4 protein-coding genes and 1 pseudogene are annotated in these 12,884 nt (G+C 69.8%); all 5 read left to right on the top strand.

What is annotated here, in order from left to right:
• Positions 1 to 446: 446 nt before the first annotated feature.
• Positions 447 to 9,704, top strand: a complete 9,258-nt coding sequence (locus tag HBE64_RS07455) for a type I polyketide synthase (RefSeq protein ID WP_167099792.1) — start codon at positions 447 to 449, stop codon at positions 9,702 to 9,704.
• 11 nt (positions 9,705 to 9,715) lie between these two features.
• Complete coding sequence (locus HBE64_RS07460) at positions 9,716 to 10,108, top strand: holo-ACP synthase (protein WP_167099795.1); 393 nt, start codon at positions 9,716 to 9,718, stop codon at positions 10,106 to 10,108.
• 118 nt (positions 10,109 to 10,226) lie between these two features.
• Positions 10,227 to 11,564: a dipeptidase gene (locus HBE64_RS07465; RefSeq protein WP_167099798.1), complete on the top strand. Its 1,338-nt coding sequence runs from the start codon at positions 10,227 to 10,229 to the stop codon at positions 11,562 to 11,564.
• Positions 11,565 to 11,790: 226 nt separating this feature from the next.
• A pseudogene (locus tag HBE64_RS07470) lies at positions 11,791 to 12,210 on the top strand (cytochrome P450); the annotation flags it as partial.
• Positions 12,211 to 12,318: 108 nt separating this feature from the next.
• Complete coding sequence (locus HBE64_RS07475; RefSeq protein WP_243841526.1) at positions 12,319 to 12,801, top strand: TetR/AcrR family transcriptional regulator; 483 nt, start codon at positions 12,319 to 12,321, stop codon at positions 12,799 to 12,801.
• Positions 12,802 to 12,884 lie beyond the last annotated feature (83 nt).

Here is a 12,884-nt window from a genome sequence, read left to right on the forward strand (position 1 = left end):
GTGGACTGAATGACCGAGCAAGTGCTTGGCCGAGCGTCGGCGCGCGCCGCGGCTGACAGGAAATTCTTACATAACGATTCGATAACAATCGTGCCTTGATCAGGGAAGTTGTTCCTACTCCACCGTAACCACCCGCTTGCAGGACGTTTGTCCCGGTTCGTCTCGGTGGCACTTCGGCCCCGCGTTACCGACCATGTGGTTACCCGTGCGTAGAACTCATCAGTAACCAACTTCGGCGCAAAAATGGACCCCGTTCTTATGCCACTCTTAGTACATCCGGTATGTCCGCAGACCCCGCTCTGCGTAGGGCGGGGGAGCACGCCGGACACCGTGATTCGACGGGGAATCGCCAAGACAACACCTTCGCAGGGCAGCGCAGGTCCCAGACGCCGACATACGAAACGCAGCGCGAGACGCGACGACGAGCACCGAGGAGATCAGACAAGGTGACGATCCACGAACACGACAGGTTGTCCACGGGTGACGGATCACGACGCGGCGAGGCCAAGCAGACTCCCACCCACGCACTGGTCGACCGGCTCAGCGCCGGCGAGCCCTATGCCGTCGCGTTCGGTGGCCAGGGTGCCGCCTGGCTGGACACCCTCGAAGAGCTGGTGACCTCGGCCGGTATCGAATCCGAGCTGGCCACGCTTGCCGGTGAGGCTGAGCTGCTGCTGGAGCCGGTGGCCAGGGAATTGGTGGTCGTCCGCCCGATCGGCTTCGAGCCGCTGCGCTGGGTGCGCGCGCTGGCCGCCGAGGAGCCCGTGCCGTCGGCCAAGCAGCTGACCTCGGCCGCGGTCTCGGTGCCGGGCGTGCTGCTGACCCAGATCGCCGCTGTGCGCGCACTGGCCCGCCAGGGCATGGACCTGACCGCAACCCCACCGGTCGCGGTGGCCGGCCACTCACAAGGTGTTCTGGCCGTCGAAGCCCTCAAGGCTGCCGGCGCCAAGGACGTCCAGCTGCTGGCGCTGGCCCAGCTGATCGGCGCCGCCGGCACGCTGGTGGCCCGCCGCCGCGGCATTTCGGTCCTCGGCGACCGCCCGCCGATGGTGTCGGTCACCAATGCCGAGCCCGAACGCATCTACGAACTGCTCGAAGAGTTTGCTCAGGATGTCCGCACCGTGCTGCCTCCGGTGCTGTCGATCCGCAACGGCCGGCGCTCGGTCGTCATCACCGGGACGCCCGAACAGCTGTCCCGTTTCGAGCTGTACTGCGAACAGATCGCCGAGGCCGAAGCGGCCGAACGTAAGAACAAGGTGCGCGGCGGGGCGGTCTTCTCACCCGTGTTCGACCCGGTTGCGGTCGAGGTCGGCTTCCACACCCCGCGGCTGGCCGACGGCATCGACATCGTCGGCCGCTGGGCGCAGGCCGTCGGCCTGGACGTCGACCTGGCCCGCGCCATGACCGAGGCGATCCTGGTCCAGCAGGTGGACTGGGTCGACGAGGTCGGCGCCCTGCACGACGCCGGCGCCCGCTGGATTCTCGACCTGGGACCCGGCGACATCCTCACCCGGCTGACCGCCCCGGTGATCCGCGGCCTGGGCATCGGAATCGTGCCCGCCGCCACCCGTGGCGGCCAGCGCAACCTGTTTACCGTCGGCGCCGTGCCCGAGGTGGCCCGGCCGTGGTCGAGCTACGCCCCATCGGTGATCAGCCTGCCCGACGGCTCGGTCAAGCTCGCCACGAAGTTCACCCGCCTCACCGGGCGCTCACCGATCCTGCTCGCCGGAATGACGCCGACGACCGTCGACGCCAAGATCGTCGCCGCGGCCGCCAACGCCGGGCACTGGGCCGAGCTGGCCGGCGGCGGCCAGGTCACCGAACCAATCTTCGAGCGTCGTGTCGACGAGCTCACCGAGCTGCTCGAGCCGGGCCGCGCCGTGCAGTTCAACGCGCTGTTCCTCGACCCCTACCTGTGGAAGCTGCAGGTCGGCGGAAAGCGGCTGCTGCAGAAGGCGCGTCAGTCCGGCGCGCCGTTCGACGGCCTGGTGATCAGCGCCGGCATCCCCGAACTCGACGAGGCCGTGGAGCTGATCGAGGAACTCAACGACGCCGGCCTGACCCACATCTGCTTCAAGCCCGGCACCGTCGAGCAGATCCGCTCGGTCATCCGGATCGCCGCCGAGGTGCCCACCCGGCCCGTCATCGTCCACATCGAGGGCGGCCGCGCCGGTGGCCACCACTCCTGGGAGGACCTCGACGACCTGCTGCTGAGCACCTATTCGGAGCTGCGCGGCCGCTCGAACATCACCGTCTGCGTCGGCGGCGGCATCGGCACCCCGGAGCGGGCTGCCGAATACCTGTCCGGCAAGTGGTCGGAGACCTACGGCTACCCGCTGATGCCGGTCGACGGCATCCTGGTCGGCACCGCGGCGATGGCGTGCCTGGAGGCCACCACGTCGCCGTCGGTCAAGCAGCTGCTGGTCGACACGGTGGGCACCGACGAGTGGGTGGGCGCCGGAAAAGCCTTGAACGGCATGGCATCCGGGCGCAGTCAGCTCGGTGCCGACATCCACGAGATCGACAACGCCGCCTCGCGCTGCGGCCGGCTGCTCGACGAGGTCGCCGGTGACGCCGACGCCGTCGCCGAGCGCCGCGACGAGATCATCGCCGCGATGGCGCCGACGGCCAAACCGTACTTCGGTGACGTCGCCGACATGACCTACGCGCAGTGGCTGGCCCGCTACGTCGAGCTCGCCATCGGTGACGGCGACTCCACCGCCGACACCAAGACCGAGGACTCGCCGTGGCTCGACGGCACCTGGCGCGACCGGTTCGCCGAGATGCTGCAGCGCGCCGAGGCGCGCCTGAACGTCGCCGACAGCGGCCCGATCCCGACGCTGTTCGACGACACGGCACTGCTGGAGAACCCCGACGCGGCCATCGCGGCGCTGACCGAGGCCTACCCGGACGCCGAGACCGTGCTGCTGCACCCGGCCGACGTGCCGTTCTTCGTCCAGCTGTGCAAGACCCCCGGCAAGCCGGTCAACTTCGTTCCGGTGATCGACAAGGACGTGCGCCGCTGGTGGCGCAGTGACTCGCTGTGGCAGGCCCACGACGCCCGCTACACCGCCGATCAGGTGTGCGTCATCCCCGGCACCGAGGCCGTCGCGGGCATCACCCGCGTCGACGAGCCGGTCGGTGACCTGCTCGACCGCTTCGAGAAGGCCGCCGTCGACCAGGTGCTGGCCGCCGGTGCCCGCCCGGAGCCGGTCGCCTCACGCCTGCAGGTCCGCACCGACGCCGCCGGTCCGCTGGCCATCGTGCTCGACGCGCCCGACGTGCTGTGGGCCGGCCGTATCGCGACCAACCCGGTGCATCGGATCGCGCCGCCGTCGGCGTGGCTGGTGCACGATAATCGGCCGGAGGGCAGGAGCGCAGCGACCCGGGAATTCACCAGCGCGACAAACCATTCCACCGGTGCGCGCCTGGAGGTCACCGCGTCCGACCGGGTGGTGCTGAGCGTGCCGCTGTCGGGCACCTGGATCGACATCGCCTACACGCTGCCGGCCACCGTCGTCGACGGCGGAGCCCCGGTGGTGCGCACCGAGGACGCCGCCGCCGCGATGCGTGCCGTGCTGGCCATCGCCGCCGGAGTCGACGGACCCGACGCCCTGCCCCCGGTGGTCAACGGGTCCACCACGGTCACCGTCGAGTGGGATCCCGAGCGCGTCGCCGACCACACCGGTGTCACCGCCACCTTCGGTTCGCCGCTGGCACCGACGCTGTCGATCGTTCCCGACGCACTCGTCGGGCGCTGCTGGCCCGCGGTGTTCGCCGCGATCGGCAGCGCGGCCACCGACACCGGGTTCCCGGTCGTCGAGGGCCTGCTGAGCCTGGTGCACCTCGACCACGCCGCGCAGCTGCTCAAGCCGCTGCCCACGGACAAGACCCAATTGACCGTCACCGCAACGGCTTCGGTGGCCACCGACACCGAGGTCGGCCGCGTCGTGCCGGTCACCGTCAACGTCACCGATGCCAACGGGCTCATCCTGGCCGTCCTCGAGGAGCGCTTCGCGATCCGCGGGCGCACTGGTGCGGCCGAGTTGACCGACCCGGTTCGGGCCGGGGGAGCGGTGTCGGAGAACGCCACCGACACCCCGCGCCGCCGCCGCCGTGACGTCGCCATCCCGGCGCCGGTCGACATGCGTCCGTTCGCTGTCGTCTCCGGCGATCACAACCCGATCCACACCGACCAGGCGGCCGCGCTGCTGGCCGGACTGGAATCGCCGATCGTGCACGGAATGTGGCTGTCGGCCGCGGCCCAGCACGTCGTCACCGCCACCGACGGCAAGCCGGTCCCGCCGGCCAAGCTGATCGGCTGGACCGCCCGCTTCCTGGGCATGGTCAAGCCGGGCGACGAGATCGACTTCCGGGTCGACCGCGTCGGAATCGACTTGGGCGCAGAGGTTTTGGAGGTCTCAGCCAAGGTTGGCACCGATCTGGTGATGAGCGCGACGGCTCGGCTGGCCGCGCCGAAGACGGTCTACGCCTTCCCCGGCCAGGGCATTCAGCACAAGGGCATGGGCATGGAGGTCCGTGCCAAGTCCAAGGCCGCCCGCAAGGTGTGGGACAGCGCCGACAAGTTCACCCGCGAAACGCTGGGCTTCTCGGTGCTGCACGTGGTGCGCGACAACCCGACCAGCCTGATCGCCTCCGGTGTGCACTACCAGCATCCCGAAGGTGTGCTGTACCTGACGCAGTTCACCCAGGTCGCGATGGCCACCGTCGCCGCCGCGCAGGTCGCCGAGATGCGCGAGCAGGGTGCCTTCGTCGAGGGCGCGATCGCCTGCGGTCACTCCGTCGGCGAGTACACCGCCCTGGCGTGCGTGTCGGGCGTCTATCCGCTCGAGGCGCTGCTGGAGGTGGTGTTCCACCGCGGCAGCAAGATGCACGACATCGTCCCGCGTGACGAGATGGGCCGCTCGGACTACCGGCTGGCCGCCATCCGGCCGTCCCAGATCGACCTCGACGATGCACTCGTCAACGACTTCGTCGCCGAAATCGCCGAGCGCACAGGTGAATTCCTGCAGATCGTCAACTTCAACCTGCGCGGCTCGCAGTACGCGATCGCGGGGACGGTGCGAGGTCTGGAGGCACTCGAGGAGGAGGTCGAGCGGCGCCGCGAGATCACCGGCGGCAAGCGCTCGTTCATCCTGGTGCCCGGTATCGACGTGCCGTTCCACTCCAGCGTGCTGCGCGTCGGCGTCGACGACTTCCGTCGCTCGCTGGAGCGGGTCATGCCGCGCGACGCCGACCCCAACCTGCTGATCGGCCGCTACATCCCGAACCTGGTGCCGCGGCCGTTCACCCTGGACCGCGACTTCGTCCAGGAGATCCGCGACCTGGTGCCCGCCGAGCCGCTCGACGAGGTGCTCGCCGACTACGACACCTGGCGCAACGAGAAGCCGCGCGAACTGTGCCGCAAGATCGTCATCGAGTTGCTGGCCTGGCAATTCGCCAGCCCGGTGCGCTGGATCGAAACCCAGGACCTGCTCTTCATCGAGGAGGCCGCGGGCGGTCTGGGCGTGGAGCGGTTCGTCGAGGTCGGCGTGAAGTCGGCACCGACCGTCGCGGGCCTGGCGAGCAACACCCTGAAGTTGCCCGAATACGCCCACAGCACAGTCGAAGTGCTCAACACCGAGCGCGACGCGCAGGTGCTGTTCGCCACCGACACCGATCCGGAACCGGAGGAAGACCTTGCCGCCCCGGCGGAGCCGGTGGCGGCTGAACCCACAGCGGCCGCCGCACCCGCGCCTGCCGCGGCACCGGCCGCGCCCGCTGGCGCTCCGCGCCCCGACGACATCGCCTTCGACGCCGGCGACGCGACCTTGGCGCTGATCGCGTTGAGCGCCAAGATGCGCATCGACCAGATCGAGCCGCTGGACTCCATCGAGTCGATCACCGACGGTGCGTCTTCGCGGCGCAACCAGCTGCTCGTCGACCTGGGCTCCGAGCTCAACCTCGGCGCCATCGACGGTGCCGCCGAGGCGGACCTGTCGTCGCTGAAGGGTCAGGTCACCAAGCTGGCGCGCACCTACAAGCCGTTCGGCCCGGTGCTCTCCGACGCCATCAACGACCAGCTGCGCACCGTGCTCGGCCCGTCCGGCAAGCGGCCGGCGGCCATCGCCGAACGCGTCAAGAAGACCTGGGAGCTCGGCGACGGCTGGGCCAAGCACGTCACCGTCGAACTCGCCCTGGGCACCCGTGAGGGCAGCAGTGTGCGCGGCGGCGCGCTCGGCGGCCTACACGAAGGCGCGCTGGCCGACGCCGGTGCGGTCGACAAGGCCATTGACACCGCGGTCACCGCGGTGGCCGGGCGCAAGGGCGTTGCGGTTTCGCTGCCGTCGGCCGGCGGTGCCGCCGGTGGTGTGGTCGACTCGGCCGCGCTCGGCGAGTTCGCCGAAAAGGTCACCGGCCGAGACGGTGTGCTGGCCTCGGCTGCCCGCATGGTGCTCGGTCAGCTCGGCCTGGACACCCCGGTCACGGTGCCGTCCGCGGCCACCGACGCTGAGCTGATCGACCTGGTGACCACCGAGCTCGGCTCGGATTGGCCCCGGCTCGTCGCCCCGGCGTTCGACGGCAAGAAGGCGGTGCTGCTCGACGACCGCTGGGCCAGCGCGCGTGAGGATCTGGTCAAGCTCTGGCTGGCCGACGAGGGCGATATCGACGCCGACTGGGCGCAGCTCTCCGAGCGGTTCGAGGGTGCCGGCCACGTGGTCGCGACCCAGGCCAGCTGGTGGCAGGGCAGGGCCCTGGCCGCCGGGCGGACCATTCACGCCTCGCTGTACGGGCGTATCGCCGCGGGTGCGGAGAGCCCCGACAAGGGCCGCTACAGCGACGAGATCGCCGTAGTCACAGGCGCTTCCAAGGGATCGATCGCCGCGTCGGTGGTCGCCCAGCTGCTCGACGGTGGAGCCACGGTGGTGGCCACCACGTCCAGGCTCGACGACGACCGGCTGGACTTCTACAAGAATCTCTACCGCGACCACGCCCGCTACAGGGCGGCGCTGTGGATCGTGCCCGCCAACATGGCGTCCTACGCCGACATCGACGCGCTGGTGTCGTGGGTCGGCAGTGAGCAGACCGAAAGCCTTGGGCCGCAGTCGATTCACCTCAAGGACGCCCAGACCCCGACGCTGCTGTTCCCGTTCGCCGCACCGCGGGTGGCCGGGGACATGTCCGAGGCCGGCTCGCGCTCGGAGATGGAGATGAAGGTTCTGCTGTGGGCCGTCGAGCGGCTCATCGGCGGGCTGTCGTCCATCGGCGCCGAGCGCGACATCGCCAGCCGCCTGCACGTCGTGCTGCCCGGTTCCCCCAACCGCGGCATGTTCGGCGGGGACGGCGCCTACGGCGAGTCCAAGTCCGCGCTGGACGCGGTGGTCAACCGGTGGAACGCCGAATCGTCCTGGGCGCAGCGGGTCAGCTTCGCTCATGCGCTGATCGGCTGGACCAAGGGCACCGGCCTGATGGGCCACAACGACGCCATCGTCGACGCGGTCGAGGAAGCCGGGGTGACCACCTACACCACCGCCGAGATGGCCGCGATGCTGCTCGACCTGTGCTCGGTGGACGCCAAGGTCGCGGCGGCCAACTCGCCGCTGAAGGTCGATCTGACCGGTGGTCTCGGCGACGTTCAGCTCGACATGGCCGAGCTGGCCGCCAAGGCGCGCGAGGAGATGAGCGCCGAGGCTGCCGAGGCCGACGACGAACCGGCGGCCGGCACCATCGCGGCCCTGCCGTCGCCGCCGCGCGGCCTGAAGGCGACCACTCCGCCGCAGTGGGCCGACATCGACGTCGACCCGGCCGATCTGGTGGTCATCGTCGGCGGTGCCGAACTCGGCCCGTACGGCTCGTCGCGGACCCGCTTCGAGATGGAGGTCGACAACGAACTATCGGCCGCCGGTGTCCTCGAGCTGGCCTGGACCACCGGGCTGATCAAGTGGGAGGACGACCCCAAGCCGGGTTGGTACGACGTCGCCTCCGGTGACCTGGTCGACGAGGCCGAACTGGTGGATCGCTATCACGACACCGTCGTGGAGCGTTGCGGCATCCGGGAATTCGTCGACGACGGCGCCATCGGAGCCGACCATTCCCCGCCGCTGCTGGTCAGTGTCTTCCTGGACAAGGACTTCAGCTTCGTGGTGGCCAACGAGGCCGAGGCGCGGGCCTTCGAGCAGGCCGACCCCGAGCACACGGTGGTGCGTCCGGTTCCGGATTCCGGCGACTGGCAGGTGATCCGCAAGGCGGGCACCGAGATCCGGGTGCCCCGCAAGGCGAAGCTGTCACGCACCGTGGGCGGTCAGATCCCCACCGGGTTCGACCCGACGGTCTGGGGCATCGGCGCCGACATGGTCAGCTCCGCGGACCGGGTGGCGCTGTGGAACATCGTGGCCACCGTCGATGCGTTCTTGTCGTCGGGCTTCACCCCGACCGAGCTGATGCGCTGGGTGCACCCCAGCCTGGTGGCCAGCACGCAGGGCACCGGTATCGGCGGCCTCACCAGCATGCAGACCATGTTCCACGGCAACCTGCTGGGCACCGCCAAGCCGAACGACATCCTGCAGGAAGTGCTGCCGAATGTTGTTGCAGCCCATGTGATGCAGTCCTATGTAGGCGGCTACGGCGCGATGGTCCACCCGGTGGGCGCGTGCGCCACCGCGGCGGTGTCGGTCGAGGAGGGTGTCGACAAGATCCGGCTCGGCAAGGCCGAACTGGTGGTCGCCGGCGGCTTCGACGACATGACCTCGGACGCCATTACCGGCTTCGGTGACATGTCGGCCACCGCCGACACGGAGATGATGCGCGCCAAGGGCATCAGCGACTCCAAGATCTCCCGCGCCAACGACCGTCGTCGGCTCGGGTTCCTCGAGGCTCAGGGTGGTGGCACCCTGCTGCTGGCCCGCGGTGACCTGGCGCTGAAGATGGGTCTTCCGGTGCTGGCCGTGGTGGGTTACGCGCAGAGCTTCGGCGACGGCGTGCATACCTCCATCCCGGCTCCGGGACTCGGCGCGCTGGGTGCCGGTCGTGGCGGCAAGGACTCGGTGCTGGCCCGCTCGCTGGCCAAGCTCGGCGTCGGGGCCGACGACATCGCGGTGATCTCCAAGCACGACACCTCGACGCTGGCCAACGATCCCAACGAGACCGAGCTGCACGAGCGGCTGGCCGACTCGATGGGCCGCTCCGCCGGTGCGCCGCTGTTCATCGTGTCGCAGAAGACGCTGACCGGCCACGCCAAGGGCGGTGCCGCGGTCTTCCAGATGATGGGCCTGTGCCAGGTGTTGCGGGAGGGCGTCATCCCGCCCAACCGCAGCCTGGACTGCGTCGACGACGAGCTGGCCACCTCCGGGCACTTCGTGTGGGCACGCGAGACCCTGCGTCTGGGCGACAAGTTCCCGCTGAAGGCGGGTCTGGTCACCAGCCTGGGCTTCGGCCACGTGTCGGGTCTGATCGCGCTGGTGCACCCGCAGGCGTTCCTGGCCTCGCTGTCCGAGCAGGATCGGGACGACTACCTCGCCCGGGCCCAGCAGCGTGTGCTGGCCGGGCAGCGGCGGCTGGCCTCGGCCATTGCCGGTGGGCGGCCGATGTACGAGAAGCCCGCGGATCGCCGGTTCGACCATGATCTGCCGGAGAAGCGCCAGGAGGCCGCGATGCTGCTCGACCCGGCCTCGCGCCTCGGCGATGACGATATTTACGTGCGGTAGGGTCTGTCGGCGTGGCGATAGTCGGCGTGGGTATCGATGTGGTGTCCATCCCGGAATTCGCCGAGCAGGTCGACCAGCCGGGCACGGTGTTCGCCGAGACGTTCACCCCCGGTGAGCGCCGCGACGCGGCCGACAAGAGTTCGGTCGCGGCGCGGCACCTCGCGGCCCGGTGGGCCGCCAAGGAGGCGGTCATCAAGGCGTGGTCGGGATCCCGATTCGCGCAGCGCCCGGTGCTGCCGGAGGGTATCCACCGCGACATCGAGGTCATCACCGACATGTGGGGCCGGCCGAAGGTGCGGTTGACCGGCGCGATCGCCGAGCACCTGGCCGAGGTGACCATCCACGTCTCGCTGACCCACGAGGGTGACACCGCCGCGGCGGTGGCCATCCTGGAGACGCTGTAGTTTTCTTCGCGACGATTCTGCGGTGAGAGTGTCCTTCCGTGAGGATTTCGCACTCTCACAGCAGAATCGATGCACGCCGAGCCGGGGCGGCAGCTGCTCCCCTCGGTAGGGTTGGCCCATGAGCGATCTCGTCGAACGCGTGCAGGCCGTGCTGCCCTCGGTGCGGGCCGACCTCGAGGACCTGGTCCGCATCCAGTCGGTGTGGGCCGACCCGGCACGCCGTGACGAGGTACACCGCAGTGCGCGGGCGGTGGCCGACCTGTTGAGCGCCGCCGGCTTCACCGAGGTCGAGATCGTGGCCGAGGGCGGTGCTCCCGCGGTGATCGCACACCATCCCGCCCCGCCGGGTGCGCCGACCGTGCTGTTGTACGCCCACCACGACGTGCAGCCCGAAGGCGATGCAGCCCAATGGCATTCGGCTCCCTTCGAGCCGGTCGAGCGCGACGGTCGGCTCTATGGCCGCGGCAGCGCGGACGACAAGGCGGGTATCGCCACCCACCTGGCGGCCTTCCGCGCGCACGGCGGTGCCCCGCCGGTCGGCGTCACCGTGTTCGTCGAAGGCGAAGAGGAGTCCGGCTCCCCGTCGCTGGGCGCGCTACTGGCCGCGCACAAGGACAAGCTGGCCGCCGACGTCATCGTGATCGCCGACTCCGACAACTGGACGCCGGACATCCCGGCGCTGACGGTGTCACTGCGCGGCCTGGCCGACTGCGTGGTGGAGGTGGCCACCCTGGATCACGGCCTGCACTCCGGGCTGTGGGGCGGTGTGGTGCCCGATGCGCTGAGCGTGCTGGTGCGCCTGCTGGCCAGCCTGCACGACGACGACGGCAACGTCGCGGTCGCCGGCCTGCACGAGGGCAGCGCCGCCGATGTCGACCGCGGCCCGCAGTGGGTGCGTGAGGAGTCGGGCCTGCTCGACGGCGTCACCGAAATCGGTTCCGGCACAGTCGCACAACGGATGTGGGCCAAGCCGGCGATCACGGTGATCGGCATCGACACCACACCGATCGCCAAGGCGTCCAACACGTTGATCCCACGCGCTGCCGCCAAGGTCAGCATGCGCGTCGCCCCCGGCGGGGACGCGGCCGACCATCTCGACGCGCTGCGCCGTCACCTCGAGCAGCACGCCCCCTGGGGGGCCCACGTCACCGTCACCCCGGGCGACATCGGCCAGCCCTACGTCATCGACGCCACCGGCCCGGTGTACGACGCGGCCCGCGCGGCCTTCGCGCAGGGCTGGGGCACCGACGTCGTCGACATGGGCATGGGCGGGTCGATCCCGTTCATCGCCGAGTTCGCCGCCGCCTTCCCGGATGCGACCATCCTGGTGACCGGCGTGGAGGATCCCGGCACGCAGGCGCACAGCATCAACGAGAGCCTGCACCTGGGCGTTCTCGAGCGGGCAGCCACCACCGAGGCGTTACTTCTGGACAAGCTGGGCGAACTGCACATGTAGGAGACTGCTGAATTAGTGGGGTTTGGGGGGCGGGGCGTGTTAAGCGTTCATTGGCACGGGTGTGTAGTCAGGCCCGGAGGTCGGCGAAAACGAGATCGTCGCGCTGGTATCGAGCGTGGGATGTGGTGTCGCGGGCGGCAAGGCCCGGGGTGCTGGTGTTAGGCGATGGCCCAGGTGGTGCCGGTGTGGATGACTCCCATCGTGGCGAGGTGTCGTAGGTCTAGCGCGGCTGCTCGTCGAGCACCCCGGCCTCATCGCCGACGCCGTCGAGGAATTCCTGCGACTGACCTCCCCGGTGCAGGGCCTGGCCCGCACGGTCACCCACGACGTCGAACTACACGGCAAGACACTTGCCGCCGGCCGCAAGGTGCTGCTGCTCTACGGCTCGGCCAACCGCGACGAACGCCAATACGGCCAGGACGCAGGCGAACTCGACGTGCAACGCCGGCCGCGCAACATCCTGACGTTCAGCCACGGCGCTCACCATTGCCTGGGTGCGGCGGCCGCGCGCATGCAGGCCCGGGTGGCGCTGACCGAGCTACTGGCCCGCTGCCCCGATTACGAGGTCGACACCTCGGGCGTGGTGTGGGCCGGCGGCAGCTACGTGCGCCGCCCCCTGTCGGTGCCGTTCCGGGCGGCCCCCTGATGGCCGGCAAGGGACTGGCTGGCCTCCCGTCGCGCCGACGTCGCCACCGACCGCATTCTCGACGCCGCCGGTGAGCTGTTCGCCGGGGCCGACGTCGCCGCAGTCGGCATGAACGAGATCGCCCGCGCCGCAGGATGTTCCAGGGCGACGCTGTACCGGTACTTCGAGAACCGGGAGGCACTGCACACCGCCTACGTGCACCGGGAGGCCTACCGGCTCTACCAACAGATCAGCGAGCTGATCGACGGGATCGCCGACCCGCGGGAACGGCTGCTGGCGGGCCTGACCACCTCGATGCGGCTGGTCCGCGAAAGCCCGGCCCTGTCCTCTTGGTTCGCCACCAACGACTCGCCCATCGGGGCGGAGATGGCCGAACAGTCCGAGGTCATCCAGGCGCTCAGTTCGGCGTTTCTGCTCTCGCTGAGACCCGACGATCCCGACGTCGTGCACCGGCGCGCCCGCTGGCTGGTCCGGGTGCTCACCTCACTGCTGATCTTTCCCGGCCACGACTCCGACGACGAGCGCGCCATGCTCGAGGAGTTCGTCGTTCCGTTGGTGTGCCCGGCCGGGGAGCGCACGCGCGAATTCTGACCCGTTGCCGAAGTTTCCAACTAGCTGTGCGAGTCATGAGCGTTTCATGAAGGGGGCAGCTCGCCACAAGCGCCATCGTTCAA

Origin of the sequence: Mycobacterium sp. DL592 (assembly GCF_011694515.1) — a bacterium.
Classification (GTDB): Bacteria; Actinomycetota; Actinomycetes; order Mycobacteriales; family Mycobacteriaceae; genus Mycobacterium.

What these genes read in the sequence shown, in the direction of transcription:
- HBE64_RS07465 (WP_167099798.1), top strand. Translation starts at nt 10,227, where the DNA reads ATGAGCGATCTCGTCGAACGCGTGCAGGCCGTGCTGCCCTCGGTGCGG.
- HBE64_RS07475 (WP_243841526.1), top strand. Translation starts at nt 12,319, where the DNA reads ATGAACGAGATCGCCCGCGCCGCAGGATGTTCCAGGGCGACGCTGTAC.